Here is a 12346-nt window from a genome sequence, read left to right as displayed (position 1 = left end):
TGCTAGAGCGTTTTCAAGCGAAGTGGGCACCGATTCGCGTCAAGAAAACGCGTCAAAACCCAAACCTGGCGGGGCAGGGCTGCAGCAAGGGCTGTACGAGCTGCATTGATCTGATCCCGTTGCTTGCTAAGCTCGCGCCATGACCGAGCAACTCCCCGAGACGATCAGCCGCCTCTACACCGACCCCGGCGACTATGTCGACAGCGATCATCCCGCCGTCGAGGCATTCGCCCGCGCCGCGGTCCCGGCCGCCGCCAGCGCGCGCGACAAAGCGAGCCGGCTCTACACCGCGGTGCGCGACGGCATCCGCTACAACCCCTATGTCAGCATGCGCTCGCCTGAGAGCTACCGGGCCTCCAGCGTGCTCGCCGCCGGCAACGGCTACTGCGTCGGCAAGGCGGCGCTCTATGCCGCGGCCTGCCGGGTGCACGGCATTCCGGCCCGCGTCGGCTTCGCCGACGTCCGCAACCACCTCACCACCGAGAAGCTGCGCCAGAGCATGGGCTCGGATCTGTTCACCTGGCACGGATTCACCGAAGTGTTCGTCGACGGCGCCTGGCGCAAGGCGACGCCCACCTTCAACGACACGCTGTGCGCCAAGCTCGGCGTCAAGCCGCTCGATTTCGACGGCCATTCGGATGCGCTGCTGCATCCCTTCGACGGCGAAGGGCGTGCCTACATGCAGTATGTCAACGACCACGGCACCTATCACGACGTGCCCGCCAAATTCCTGATGCGCGAGATGGCGCGCGAATACGCCAACATGCAGGGCGAGGACATGTCCGGCCGCGACATGGAGCGGGAGGCGGCGGAGCAGTAGCGCACGCCGCTGCGCACCGGCTGAGGGGGCGGTGTCATGGATGCGGAGCAGCCGAAGGCGCCGGTCGGGCGTCCGGCCACGGGCTGGGAGGACGCGGTCGCGCTGACCGGCTTCATCCTGGTCGCGGTCGGGCAGGCCTCCAACCAGGTGCTGGCGCGCGGCCTTGCCGGCTCGGTGCCGCCGTTCTCACTGGCCTTCTTCCGCTGGAGCATCATCGCCATCGGCCTGACACCGTTTGCGATCGCGGCGATCCGCGACGGCAAAATCCCGCTGGCGCAGAATTTCTGGCCGATCCTCGCCGCGGGCTTCCTCGGCATGTTTCTGTGCGGCGGCCCGGTCTACATCGCCGGTATCACCACCACCGCGATCCATATCGCGCTGATCTTCGCGCTGTCGCCGATCATGGTGCTGCTGATCTCGGCGGCGCTCGGCATCGAGCATATCGGTCCGCTGCAGTGGCTCGGGACCGCGCTGGCGCTCGCCGGTGCGCTGCTGATCGTCTCCGGCGGCCATCTGGAAACGCTGACGCAGTCGAGCGCGGCCTGGGGCGATCTGCTGGTGGTGTGCGCGATGCTCGGCTGGTCCGGCTACACGCTGGTGCAATCGCGCGTCGCGCCGCGCGCTTCGCTGCTGGCCCGCGTCAGCCTGTTCTCGGCGGCCGGCGCGCTGTGCTCGCTGCCGCCAGCGCTCCAGGAGATGTGGGCCACGCCGGCTGCGGTTTTCAACGCCAGGGCGTTCGAGGCCTATGTCTTCGCCGGCCTCGTGCCCGGCCTGATGGCCTATGCCGGCTTCGCCTGGCTCGGCGGACGGTTCGGTTCGGTGCGGACGTCTCTGGTGCTCTATGTCGCGCCGATCGCGAGCGCGCTGCTGTCCTGGATCATCCTCGGCGAGCCGCCGAAGCTGATCCACATGATCGGCGGCCTGCTGATCCTCGGCGGTGTCTGGGCCAGCCTGCGCAAATAGGGGTGCAACCTTTTCCAGCTTCGTGCGTTGAATCCAGCGTTGATTCAAGAGCTTAGTTGGAGGTCGTATGAATCTTACTCCCCAGCAGCGCAAGGTCCGTACCGAGCAGCGTCAGCAGGATGCGTCGCAGGCGATGAAGGAGCACCTCGCCCACGAGAAGGCGTTCTACGACAACTTCCGTCGCCTCAAGGCCGAGCGGCAGGCGCGCGAAGCCGCGGAATCACGGAAGCAATCCGCTTCAAAGTAAGTGCCGAGAGCCACCCATCGTCCGGATTGCCCGGATCTGACAGAGCGAGAAGGATCGGAAACCGAAGGGGCGAGCGCGGCGCAATCGAGCTTGCGCCAATGACGCGATGAAATCTCCAGGCTTATGGAGGACGTCAGATGTATTTTGCCGATAAGAAAACCGTCACTTGCAAATGCGGCGAGCCCCTGAGCGAACTGATGCTCGTCGACGACCAGACGACTGGAATCAAGTTTCATGTCGGTCGTTGCCCGTCATGCCGTGACGTGACGGTTGTTCGATCTCAGGACATGCGATCGAGCGACGATGCCTGAAACAAGAGGTCCTCCCGCTTGGCGAGGGGACCGCTCCACCGATGCCTGACGTCCAATGCGACGGGTGCGTGACGCATCGTCTGCAGGGCAGCCGAAAAAGAGCAGGGCGCGACCGGCATCACCACGGTCGCGCCCTACGTCGCCGGTCAATGGGGCAGGGGGAATAACCGGCTCTTCCAATGACTCGCTGACCCCCTGACTCGTTCCGCGCGAATCAAAATTTTTCGTACACGGTTAAGTGATGGTCGGACGCGAGAACCCCACAGGTTTCGTTCGCGTTGTGTCCGTGATCGCCAAGGGATTGTTAAGCGAATTTCCATGGGGCGAGGGACATCACCATGTCAAAGATTCAAAAGGGAATTTTCGCTGCGTTGGCGGTCGGACTGACGCTTGGCGCCGTCCAGTTGGCATCCGGTCACGATCTGATTGGCGGCCAGCAGGTCACCATCGCATTGGCGCCGGAGAGCGCCGTCAATCGCGCCGCCAAGACCGATCGTGCCGCGGTTCCATCGAGCGGCCTGCCGAGCCGGACCGTGGCGCTGAAACTCGATCGGCTTCCCGAGACGTCGGTTCTGGTCCGCGTCCCCGTGGCGCGGGAAGAGGCGCGCAACCACCCCACAGCGCCGGCTCGGGTCCGGCCCGGTGAGACCCGCAAGGTGGCCTGCGAGCCCGTGGTCAGTGTCCTGACTGAAGTGGCCAAGCTGCTGCAGCCCGGCCGCTGCGTGACCTGAGAACGTCAGTTATCTCACCGTCATTCCGGGGCGCGCCTCTTGGCGCGAGCCCGGAATCCATTTAGCCGCGAGATCCGTGGCCCAATGGATTCCCGGCTCTCGCTTCGCGAGCCCCGGAATGACGGTGGAGGACGTTACTCTTCTTCCGCCTCGCCGCTGCTGGCTGCACCGCGGCTTGCCATCAGGCCGAATGCGAGGCCGCCGACCACGAGGATCGGGATCAGCCGCTTCACGCCGACGGCGCGGACGATCTGCAGGCCGGTGGCGATCAAGGCGGGGTCGGCGAACATCGATGCCGCGGCAGACTTCGCGGCCTTGGCCGCCTTCTCGGCGCGGCGGCGCATCTCGCGCTTGCGCGCGGTGTAAACGGCGATCGCGATCAGCGTGACGATGAGGAAAACGCCGGCGCCCGACAGGCACGCTTCTACTGGTCCGTAGTGCTGCAGCACATAGACGAAGGCGGCCGCGCACAGGAAGGCGATGGTGATGAACAGCGCGATCGCGGCAGCGGCCGCAAGCGATGTCAGCCGCAGCGCGCTGCCGGTGGACTCCTTGACGTCATCGATCAGCCGCTGAAGCATTGACCAGCCTTGCTTTGAATCTTGTTTTGATTCTTGCCTTGAACAGCGCATCGACAAACGAGGCGGCGGCGCGCCAGCGCTGCCATCTGGTCCAGAACGGTGGTTTGCGCATGATCGCCACCATGATCTCAGAGATGGATTGGTTGCCTAGCGGCGCCAGGTGAGGCCGATCAGGAAGCCGAGACCGAGCGCAAGGCCGACGGTCGCCAGCGGCCGCTGCGTGATCACCTCTTCCAGCGATTCCTCGATCGAGGACGCCGCCTCCTGCGCCGCGCCCATCATCGCGCTGCCACGCTCCGACACGTCGTCGAAGGTCGATTCCGCGTTGGCACGCGCATCCTTGTAGTGGCGGCGCGCCTGCTTGCCTGCGTTGCTCGCAAACGAGTTGAGCGCGTCGGTGATCTGTTCGGTCAGGGCTGCGATATCGTTCTTCACGGCGATGACATCCTTTTCGAGGCGTTCGTAGGTCGCTTTGTCCGTCATGTTCTTGATCCCAAATGCGCTGTCCGTGCTCGACATCGAAGGCTCCCGGAGGACGTGTGTGTTCAGAGAAAACGCTTCGCACCAAGCAAGGTTCCAGATGCGAAACCGAGGTTAGCCCTAGGGTAGTTGCGGCGAATTGTCCGGCATCAAATGCTCCTTCACGATCAATCCGACGATCAAGAGCGGCGACGACAGGAAAGCGCCCATCGGGCCCCACAGCCAGGTCCAGAATGCAAGCGCGAGAAAGACGGCGAGCGCGTTCAGCGACAGCCGGCGGCCGACGATCGTCGGCGTCACGAAATGTCCTTCCATGAAGGTCACGACCGCAAAGCAGGCCGGCGCAATCAGCCCTGCGCCGATGGTCGGCGAAGAGATGATGCCGATCGCGACCAGCACGACGAACATCGCGACCGGGCCGATGATCGGAATGAAGTTAAGCGTCGCCGCGAGCGCGCCGAGCCCCGCCGGATTGGGCATGCCCGTCGCCGCGCAGATCGCGCCGGTGACGATGCCGACGCCGACATTGATCATCGTCACCGTCAGCAGATAATTGCCGAGATGGGTTTCGAGCTCGTTGAGAATGCGCAGCGTGCGTAGCCGCGCCTCGCGCTCGCTGAAGGTCATCACCAGCGCGCGGCGCAGATCCTTCCAGCTCGCGATGAACAGGATCAGGGTCACGATGAACAGCAGGAATTCGGCGAAGGTCGGTGACAGGAATTCCAGCGTCGGCTGCACCCATTCGAATTTCGGCAGCTGGAAAGTGGCCAGCGTGCCGGAGCCGCCGACCATGCTCTGCAGCTCCTGCCACAGGGCGAGCGGCCGGTCGAACACGTGCAGCTTATCCCTCAGGATCGCACCGAGCTCTGGCAGCCGCGAGCTCCATTCCATGGCCGGCGAAGCGATCAGCCCGACCATGAAGGTAACCGCGGCGCCGACCGCGATCACGATCAGCACGGCGCCGAGCGCGCGCGGAATCCGGTAGCGCTCGAGCAGGCTCGCCGCCGGCGACAGCATGGTGCCGACAATGAAAGCCATGGCGATCGGGAGAAAGAAGGCGCGGGCCAGATAGAGCACGGCGACGATGACAATGACCAGCAGCGCAACCAGCGCAAAGGCGATGACCTCGGCACGGCTGATGACCGGCGGCGTTTCGGCCTTGCTGTCGGGGACGGGCGTGCCTTCGGGCGCATTGCCAAGCAGAATTTCACTCGGAAAAGCGCGCACCAGACTCCTCCCGCACGAGGACAACAAATGAATTTCGCGCAGCGAAACCGTCCCGCGCGTCAAATAGCGCGTGACAACGGGCTGGCCCCGCAATGGTTCCATCGCGGGTTCGTGACACGTGACGGGTTGACAATCGCGGCTTCGCGACGATTCGCACCGGAACTCTCCGGCGGTCACGCGCGTTGGTCTGGCGTCGCATCACCACGATGCGCATCCCGTCCAGGGGCAGCACATGACAAATCACTCTCTCTCCAGCCGCCGGCTTGCGTCGCGCGCCGCGCGCACCCATGCCCGGACTCTTGCCCGCACCGTTGCCTTCGCCGGCGTCCTGTTGGTGACGCCATTCATCGTCACCAATTCGGCTCACGCCCAAGCCAGATCTTCTGCGCTCGGCTATGCGTCGACCCAGCCGGGCGCTTTCCCGTCCGACCAGGTGATGACCGATCCCTCGACTGAGGCCACCGAGGACGGCGCGCTGCCGGAGCGGCTGCGCCGGACGACCGTCGCGCTCAACACGTCAGAGGCACCCGGCACCATCATCATCGATACCGGCAACACCGCGCTGTATTACGTGCTCGGCGGCGGCCGGGCGATCCGCTACGGCGTCGGCGTCGGCCGCGAGGGCTTCACCTGGGCGGGGACGCAGACGATCAGCCGCAAGGCGGAGTGGCCGGATTGGCATCCGCCGGCCGAGATGATCAAGCGCCAGCCCTATCTGCCGCGATTCATGGCCGGCGGCCCGGGCAATCCGCTCGGCGCGCGCGCGATGTATCTCGGCTCCAGCGAATACCGCATCCACGGCACCAACGATCCCACAACGATCGGCAAGTTCGTGTCGTCGGGCTGCATCCGCCTGACCGATGAAGACGTTTCCGACCTGTTCAGCCGGGTCGATGTCGGCACCAGGGTCGTGGTGCTGCCGAAGAACGCGCCGCACCTCGCCGCGCGTGAGCTCGGCCCGGCGACGACGCAGATCTCGGTCCGGCCTGCTCCGGTGCAGCCGCGTCCCGCGGTCATGACGCTGCCTTCCGGCCGTCAGGCGATGAACATCCCTGCGACTTCCACGTTGTACTGAGGAATGCGTCGTACTGAGGGTCGGTAATGGCAAAGCGGCACGTGAGGCGGTGGGCGTTCGGGACGGCGGCATTGGTCGGCCTGTCCCTTGCGCCCGCGGCGCAAGCCCAGGATTTCTTCCAGCAACTGTTCGGCGGCTTCATGCAGGGCCGCGCGCCGGTGATCCGCATGCCGTTCGACGACGGCCCGGCACAGGTCATGCCGCGGGCCGAGCGTCGCGCGCGCTATGACGGCGGCCAGGCCTATTGCGTGCGCACCTGCGACGGCCGCTATTTCCCGCTGGCTGCGACCGGCAATCAGAGCAAGGCGGAGAGCTGCAACAGCTTCTGCCCGGCGAGTGCGACCGAAGTGGTCTATGGCGGCAATATCGACAACGCCGCGACCGACGACGGCAGGCCGTATTCCGAGCTGCCGAACGCGTTCCGCTATCGCGACGAACTCGTCTCCGGCTGCACCTGCAACGGCAGGGATCCCGTCGGGCTCGCCGCGGTGAAGATCGAGGACGACCCGACCTTGCGCAAGGGCGACATTGTCGCCGGCAAGGATGGGCTGATGTCGGTCAGTCGTCCGGATCGGCGTGGTGCATCTCTCAATTTCACACCGGCGCCGGATCGCATCCGCGCGAAGTATCAGCGCGCGCCGGTGCTGGCGCGCGAGTAGCGTCGCTCACGCAAGGCAGGCCATTTCGGTTCCGTATTCTGGAACCGGCCTCCCGCTCGCACGTTAGCAACATGCGAACAGCACATTCACCGATGTTATCAGGGGGCTCCGCATGCTCGTCGGCGTACTCGTCACTTTCCTTGTCATTATTCTCGTTCTTTATCTCATCAACATGCTGCCGCTCGACGGCCGCGCCAAGCAGATCGCACGCGTCGTCGTCATCATCATCGGCATCGTCTCGCTGCTGAAATATCTGGCGGTGTTCTAGCGGCGTCATTGCGAGCGAAGCGAAGCAATCCATCTCACCGCGTGAGTGGGGCAATGGATTGCTTCGTCGCTTCGCTCCTCGCAATGACGTGGATGCAGCAGTGCATTTCCAATAAAAAAGCCCCGGCTCGTCGCCGGGGCTTTTGCTTGGTCATTGCGATCGCGGATCAGCCCGCGGCCTTGGCCTCGCGGCGGCGCGCGGTGAGGATGTATTCGGTGTAGCCGTTCGGCTGCGTACGTCCCTCGAACACGAGGTCGCAGGCCGCCTTGAAGGCGACGCCGTCGAACGACGGCGCCATCGGCTTGTAGAGGCTGTCGCCGGCGTTCTGCTTGTCGACGACGACAGCCATGCGCTTCAGCGATTCCATCACCTGATCCCTGGTGATGACGCCCTGATGCAGCCAGTTCGCCAGATGCTGGCTCGAGATGCGCAAGGTGGCGCGGTCTTCCATCAGGCCGACATCGTGGATGTCGGGCACCTTGGAGCAGCCGACGCCCTGGTCGATCCAGCGCACGACGTAGCCGAGGATGCCCTGGCAGTTGTTGTCGATCTCCTGCTTGACGTCGTCGGGCGCCCAGTTCGACTGCGACACCGGAATGGTGAGGATGTCGGAGAGCTTTGCGCGCGGGCCACCCTTGGTGAGCTCCTGCTGGCGGGCTGTTACGTTGACCTGGTGATAGTGCAGCGCGTGCAGCGTCGCTGCGGTCGGCGACGGCACCCAGGCGGTGGTGGCGCCGGCCTGCGGATGGCCGATCTTCTGCGCCAGCATGTCCGCCATCTTGTCGGGCGCGGCCCACATGCCCTTGCCGATCTGGGCATGGCCGGGCAGGCCGTCGATCAGGCCGTTGTCGACGTTCCAGTCCTCATAGGCCTTGATCCACGGCTGGGCCTTCATGTCGTTCTTGCGGATCATCGGACCCGCTTCCATCGAGGTGTGGATCTCGTCGCCGGTGCGGTCGAGGAAGCCGGTGTTGATGAACATGATGCGCTTGGAGGCGCGCTGGATGCAGGCCTTGAGGTTGACCGTGGTGCGGCGCTCCTCGTCCATGATGCCGACCTTCAGCGTGTTCTCCGGCAGAGAGAGCATCTTCTCGACCTCGGCGAACAGGTCGCAGGTCAGCGTCACCTCGTCGGGACCGTGCATCTTCGGCTTGACGATATAGGCCGAGCCGGTGCGGCTGTTCTTGACCTTGGAATTGCCCTTGATGTCGTGGATCGCGAGCAGGCCGGCGACGGCGGCGTCCAGAAGGCCTTCCGGGATTTCCTCGCCCTTGGCGTCGAGCACGGCGTCGGTGAACATGTGGTGGCCGACATTGCGCATCAGGAGCAGGCTGCGGCCGTGCAGCTTCAGCTCGCTGCCGTCGGGCTTCTTGTAGACGCGGTCGGCATTGAGCGAACGGGTCAGCGTCTTGCCGCCCTTGTCGAAATCGGCCGACAGCGTGCCGTTCATCAGGCCGAGCGTGTTGCGATAGACCAGCACCTTATCTTCGGCATCGACGGCGGCGACCGAGTCTTCCATGTCGAGAATGGTGGAGACCGCCGATTCCAGGATCATGTCGGCGACCCCGGCCGGATCGTCCTTGCCGATGACGTTGCTGCGGTCGATCTTGACCTCGACATGCATGCCGTTGTTGACGAGCAGGATCGCGGTGGGCTGGGCGGCATCGCCCAGATAGCCGGCGAACTGGGCGCCGTTCTTCAGCGCGGTCGAATTGCCGCTCTTCAGCTTGACCGACAGCTGGCCCGCGATCACGGCGTAAGACGTCACGTCGGTGTGGCTTCCGGTCGCGAGCGGCACGGCGGCGTCGAGGAACGCCTTCGCCTTCGCGATCACCTTGTCGCCGCGGGCCTTGTTGTAGCCTTTGCCGCCTTCGCTCGGATCATGCGGGATCGCGTCGGTGCCGTAGAAGGCGTCGTACAGCGAGCCCCAGCGCGCGTTGGCGGCGTTCAGCGCGTAGCGGGCGTTGGTGAGCGGCACCACGAGCTGCGGGCCGCAGATCTTGCCGATTTCCTCGTCGACATTAGCGGTCTCGACCTTGTGGGTCGCGGGCTCCGGCAGCAGATAGCCGATGTCCTTGAGGAACGCGGTGTAGGCGTTGATGTCAAACGCCTTGCCCTTGTTGGCGCGATGCCAGTCGTCGATCTTGGCCTGCAGCGCGTCGCGGACCGCGAGCAGCTCACGGTTCTTCGGGCCGAGCTTCTGGATGATGGCGGCAAGTCCTGCCCAGAACGCGTCGGGCGCGATCCCGGTTTTCGGCGTCGCCTCCTTGGCGATGAAATCGAACAGGACAGGGGCGATCTTCAATCCATGGGCATCGACACGAGTCATGATGGGCTTTCTCAAAAAATGGAGCGTTTAGGCGCTGTTTTCGAAAGAAATCAGCAAAAAACGCGCCAAAGGGCCGCGTTCACGGCCCTTTTAGCCCTAAAGCCACGGCTCTGAGAAGGCCCCTGCCTGTACCTTCACGCGGGGAGGTCAGGGCACCCTGGTCCGCACCTTGGCGGCGATCAGCAAGGCGGCGAGCACCAGGGGGACAGCGCCGGCCACAAACACCGCCGTAGCGCCCATCAAATCGAGCACAAGCCCGCCGCCGGCCGCGCCCATGGTGATGCCGAGGAAGATCGAGGCCACGGTCAATCCGGTCCCGCTCTCGGTTTCATCGGGCACCATGCGGGTGATCCAGGTCGTCGTCGCAACCGGCACACCGCTGAAGGCGAATCCCCAGAGCGCGACCAGCACCAGGGCGGGGATGACGTCTTGTCCAAGGAGCGAGAGCAACAGACCGAGCACGCTGATCGCCAAGGGCATCGCGATCAGCGTGAGCTTGAGTCTGCGCTCAGCCATCACTCCGCTCGCGAAGGAGCCGATGTAGTTGGCAACACCGAAAGCAAGCAACGTCGCCGCCACGCCGGCGGCGCCAAGCCCGGTCACGCTTTCAAGGAATGGACGGATGTAGCCGAAATAGCCGAAGTGTCCGGTGAAGACCAACGTCGCCGCCAGGATGCCGGCGCCGATACCCGGCCGTGTCAGGATGTCGATCAGGGTGCCGAGCCCGGCTTCGCCCTTTGAGGCCAAACGCGGCAAAGCCAGTGCCTGGATCACGAACACCGCTGCGCCCAGCGCCGTCGCCAGCAGGAACACGGACCGCCAGCTCGCCACTTCGCTCAGATAGCTGCCGAGCGGAACGGCAATGATCATCGCGGCGGGAATGCCGCTCATCACGATCGATAAGGCTCGCGGGACGAGGGACGGCGGCACCAGCCTGATCGTCGTCGCTGCCGCCATCGCCCAGAAGCCGCCGATGGCGAGGCCAAGCACGATGCGCGCTGCCAGCAGGAACGTGATGTTCGGCGCCAGCGCCACCAGCAGATTGGAGATCACCAGCAGGATCGAAAAGCTCAGCAGCACCGGCTTTCGGTTGAAGCTGCGTGTCAGTCTCGGTGTGAACAATGCGCCGATCAGGCCGGCCAGCGAGGTCGCCGTCACCGCCTGACCGGCCAGGCCCGGACTCACGCCGAGATCCCTTGCCATCGGCGTCAGCAAACCGGATGGCAGGAACTCCGCCGTCAGAAGCGCGGTGACGCCCAGCATCATTGCGACGACCGCGCCCCAGGCGGGCTCTTCCGAGGGGAGCGACTTTAGCGCGACGTCGCGCGGCACCAGCGAAACCACATCGGTGTGTGCCAGAGCAGGGTCTACTTCTTGATCCATCGACCAAAACTTCCATTTCTATGCTGCGTTGCCGCACACATAGGCTGGAGGTTTTGGACAATCTATGCCATAAACACTCCAATGTTTGATCGATCGTCCAAATCGCCTGCCGCTGGTCCGACGGACGCCGCCGTCGATCTGGTGAGCGAATTGTTGCTCGGCATGAGGCTTGAGGGCGTTCACTACCGTCGGCTCCAGACCAAGGCGCCGTTCGGTTTGCGCTTTGAAACGCCATACGGACGCGCGCAATTCCACTTCGTCGCCCATGGCACGGCGCTGCTGCGCTACGCCGATGCGACGCTGCTTTCGCTTGGATGCGGTGACGCGATTTTTCTGCCGCGCGGCGGCGCCCATGATCTCGTCTCCGCTCCGGACGAGCCGAGTTGTGACGTCGACCGTTTCGAGACCGAGACGCTCTGCGGCAATGTCGATGTGACGTCGGCCTGTCCTGCGGGATGCCCGCAGGACGAGTCGGTTCTGGTCTTCAGCGCCTGCATGAATTTCGATCTTGGCGGCATGCGTCCGCTCATTGCCCTGATGCCGGAGGTGATGCGAGCAGACACGTTGCTCGTGCGCCAGCCGGAAATCGAACCGATGCTGAAGGCGATGGAGCGGGAGACCTGCACGCCGCGAGCCGGCTCCGTCGGCGTCACCGCGCGGCTCGCCGATGTGCTCGCCGCGTCGATCGTGCGTGGCTGGGTCGAATGCGGTAGCGACAACGCCGTCGGTTGGTTCGAAGCGCTGCGTGATCCGCGTCTCGGCCGCGCCATCGGCGCGCTGCACCGCGCGCCCGGCCGCAACTGGACGGTGGCCGAATTGGCGGCGGAGGCAGGCTGCTCGCGCTCGCTGTTCGCCGAACGCTTCCAGTCGATGACCGGGCAATCGCCCCTGCGCTATCTTGCCGAACTCCGCATGCGCCTCGCGACACAGTGGATCGAGCATGAACGCCAGCCGATCGATATCATCGCGCAACGGCTGGGCTATGCGTCACAGGCGGCCTTCAGCCGCGCGTTCAAGCGCGTCACCGGGCGATCGCCGGGGATGGTGCGGCACGGGTCTGGAAGCCAACGCGCGGCGGAATAGGCGTCTCTCTAGGGCGAGATGAGATTAGATCGCCTCGCGCAGCAGACCTCGCTTCACCTCGCCCCGCCTGCGGGGAGAGGTCGGAACACATCGTCAGATGTGTTCCGGGTGAGGGGGAGCCTCCGCGAACCCAGCTATTGCCGAATATGCGGCGAGGGCCCCTCACCCCAACCCTCTCCCCGTAAGAAC

At 64.7% G+C, this 12346-nt stretch carries 15 protein-coding genes; 9 read left to right on the top strand and 6 right to left on the bottom strand.

The window, feature by feature from the left end:
* Nucleotides 1–139 precede the first annotated feature (139 nt).
* The 5 genes from H8A95_RS22620 (at nucleotide 140) to H8A95_RS22600 (ending at nucleotide 3072) form a co-directional block, all read left to right on the top strand.
* Nucleotides 140–820 carry a transglutaminase-like domain-containing protein gene (locus H8A95_RS22620; protein ID WP_229185099.1) on the top strand — a complete coding sequence of 227 codons (681 nt, stop codon included), beginning with the start codon at nucleotides 140–142 and terminating at the stop codon, nucleotides 818–820.
* Between the two features lie 36 nt (nucleotides 821–856).
* Nucleotides 857–1783, top strand: a complete 927-nt coding sequence (locus H8A95_RS22615) for a DMT family transporter (RefSeq protein ID WP_229185098.1) — start codon at nucleotides 857–859, stop codon at nucleotides 1781–1783.
* Between the two features lie 67 nt (nucleotides 1784–1850).
* Complete coding sequence (locus H8A95_RS22610) at nucleotides 1851–2030, top strand: hypothetical protein (protein ID WP_229185097.1); 180 nt, start codon at nucleotides 1851–1853, stop codon at nucleotides 2028–2030.
* 137 nt (nucleotides 2031–2167) lie between these two features.
* Entirely contained in the window at nucleotides 2168–2341 is a 174-nt protein-coding gene (locus H8A95_RS22605; protein WP_229185096.1) for a hypothetical protein, read from the top strand.
* A 338-nt stretch (nucleotides 2342–2679) separates the two neighbouring features.
* A complete protein-coding gene (locus tag H8A95_RS22600) occupies nucleotides 2680–3072 on the top strand; it encodes a hypothetical protein (RefSeq protein ID WP_229185095.1) in 393 nt (130 codons plus the stop codon).
* Nucleotides 3073–3206: 134 nt separating this feature from the next.
* Here H8A95_RS22600 and H8A95_RS22595 read toward each other — a convergent pair whose 3' ends face one another.
* From H8A95_RS22595 to H8A95_RS22580, 4 genes are all read right to left on the bottom strand, one after another.
* Nucleotides 3207–3653 carry a hypothetical protein gene (locus H8A95_RS22595; RefSeq protein WP_229185094.1) on the bottom strand — a complete coding sequence of 149 codons (447 nt, stop codon included), beginning with the start codon at nucleotides 3651–3653 and terminating at the stop codon, nucleotides 3207–3209.
* Nucleotides 3631–3774 (bottom strand): hypothetical protein, encoded by a 144-nt coding sequence (locus H8A95_RS22590; protein WP_163158581.1) that lies wholly within the window; start codon nucleotides 3772–3774, stop codon nucleotides 3631–3633. The genes H8A95_RS22595 and H8A95_RS22590 overlap by 23 nt, the downstream gene beginning before the upstream one ends.
* Before the next feature lie 26 nt (nucleotides 3775–3800).
* A complete protein-coding gene (locus H8A95_RS22585; protein WP_229185093.1) occupies nucleotides 3801–4172 on the bottom strand; it encodes an ElaB/YgaM/YqjD family protein in 372 nt (123 codons plus the stop codon).
* Nucleotides 4173–4253: 81 nt separating this feature from the next.
* The gene (locus H8A95_RS22580) at nucleotides 4254–5360 is read right to left on the bottom strand and encodes an AI-2E family transporter (protein ID WP_229185092.1); all 1107 of its coding nucleotides are present in this window, start codon (nucleotides 5358–5360) and stop codon (nucleotides 4254–4256) included.
* Between the two features lie 232 nt (nucleotides 5361–5592).
* Between H8A95_RS22580 and H8A95_RS22575 the strand changes: the two genes are divergently transcribed.
* The 3 genes from H8A95_RS22575 to H8A95_RS22565 all read left to right on the top strand — a co-directional run bounded on the left by H8A95_RS22575 (nucleotide 5593) and on the right by H8A95_RS22565 (nucleotide 7362).
* On the top strand, nucleotides 5593–6435 hold the full coding sequence (locus tag H8A95_RS22575; RefSeq protein WP_229185091.1) for a L,D-transpeptidase: 843 nt from the start codon (nucleotides 5593–5595) through the stop codon (nucleotides 6433–6435).
* A 26-nt stretch (nucleotides 6436–6461) separates the two neighbouring features.
* Nucleotides 6462–7094: a DUF2865 domain-containing protein gene (locus H8A95_RS22570; RefSeq protein WP_229185090.1), complete on the top strand. Its 633-nt coding sequence runs from the start codon at nucleotides 6462–6464 to the stop codon at nucleotides 7092–7094.
* A gap of 112 nt (nucleotides 7095–7206) precedes the next feature.
* The gene (locus H8A95_RS22565; protein ID WP_021076357.1) at nucleotides 7207–7362 is read left to right on the top strand and encodes a Thivi_2564 family membrane protein; all 156 of its coding nucleotides are present in this window, start codon (nucleotides 7207–7209) and stop codon (nucleotides 7360–7362) included.
* 166 nt (nucleotides 7363–7528) lie between these two features.
* On the opposite strand, the gene H8A95_RS22560 is transcribed toward H8A95_RS22565, so the two are convergent.
* Together H8A95_RS22560 and H8A95_RS22555 are read right to left on the bottom strand one after the other, a co-directional pair.
* Nucleotides 7529–9691, bottom strand: coding sequence for a malate synthase G (locus H8A95_RS22560; RefSeq protein WP_229185089.1), 2163 nt, complete (start codon nucleotides 9689–9691; stop codon nucleotides 7529–7531).
* Between the two features lie 147 nt (nucleotides 9692–9838).
* Nucleotides 9839–11074 carry an MFS transporter gene (locus tag H8A95_RS22555; RefSeq protein WP_229185088.1) on the bottom strand — a complete coding sequence of 412 codons (1236 nt, stop codon included), beginning with the start codon at nucleotides 11072–11074 and terminating at the stop codon, nucleotides 9839–9841.
* Nucleotides 11075–11215: 141 nt separating this feature from the next.
* On the opposite strand from H8A95_RS22555, the gene H8A95_RS22550 reads away from it, so the two are divergent.
* A complete protein-coding gene (locus tag H8A95_RS22550; protein ID WP_338027916.1) occupies nucleotides 11216–12157 on the top strand; it encodes an AraC family transcriptional regulator in 942 nt (313 codons plus the stop codon).
* The last annotated feature ends 189 nt before the right edge of the window (nucleotides 12158–12346 follow it).

It is taken from the genome of Bradyrhizobium oropedii, from assembly GCF_020889685.1.
Classification (GTDB): Bacteria; Pseudomonadota; Alphaproteobacteria; order Rhizobiales; family Xanthobacteraceae; genus Bradyrhizobium; species Bradyrhizobium oropedii.
The sequence above is the reverse complement of the archived record's forward strand: the minus strand, read 5'-3'. Positions and strand labels throughout refer to the sequence as shown.

What these genes read in the sequence shown, in the direction of transcription:
- H8A95_RS22620 (WP_229185099.1), top strand. Translation starts at nt 140, where the DNA reads ATGACCGAGCAACTCCCCGAGACGATCAGCCGCCTCTACACCGACCCC.
- H8A95_RS22615 (WP_229185098.1), top strand. Translation starts at nt 857, where the DNA reads ATGGATGCGGAGCAGCCGAAGGCGCCGGTCGGGCGTCCGGCCACGGGC.
- H8A95_RS22610 (WP_229185097.1), top strand. Translation starts at nt 1,851, where the DNA reads ATGAATCTTACTCCCCAGCAGCGCAAGGTCCGTACCGAGCAGCGTCAG.
- H8A95_RS22605 (WP_229185096.1), top strand. Translation starts at nt 2,168, where the DNA reads ATGTATTTTGCCGATAAGAAAACCGTCACTTGCAAATGCGGCGAGCCC.
- H8A95_RS22600 (WP_229185095.1), top strand. Translation starts at nt 2,680, where the DNA reads ATGTCAAAGATTCAAAAGGGAATTTTCGCTGCGTTGGCGGTCGGACTG.
- H8A95_RS22595 (WP_229185094.1), bottom strand. Translation starts at nt 3,653, where the DNA reads ATGCTTCAGCGGCTGATCGATGACGTCAAGGAGTCCACCGGCAGCGCG.
- H8A95_RS22585 (WP_229185093.1), bottom strand. Translation starts at nt 4,172, where the DNA reads ATGTCGAGCACGGACAGCGCATTTGGGATCAAGAACATGACGGACAAA.
- H8A95_RS22575 (WP_229185091.1), top strand. Translation starts at nt 5,593, where the DNA reads ATGACAAATCACTCTCTCTCCAGCCGCCGGCTTGCGTCGCGCGCCGCG.
- H8A95_RS22570 (WP_229185090.1), top strand. Translation starts at nt 6,462, where the DNA reads ATGGCAAAGCGGCACGTGAGGCGGTGGGCGTTCGGGACGGCGGCATTG.
- H8A95_RS22565 (WP_021076357.1), top strand. Translation starts at nt 7,207, where the DNA reads ATGCTCGTCGGCGTACTCGTCACTTTCCTTGTCATTATTCTCGTTCTT.
- H8A95_RS22560 (WP_229185089.1), bottom strand. Translation starts at nt 9,691, where the DNA reads ATGACTCGTGTCGATGCCCATGGATTGAAGATCGCCCCTGTCCTGTTC.
- H8A95_RS22555 (WP_229185088.1), bottom strand. Translation starts at nt 11,074, where the DNA reads ATGGATCAAGAAGTAGACCCTGCTCTGGCACACACCGATGTGGTTTCG.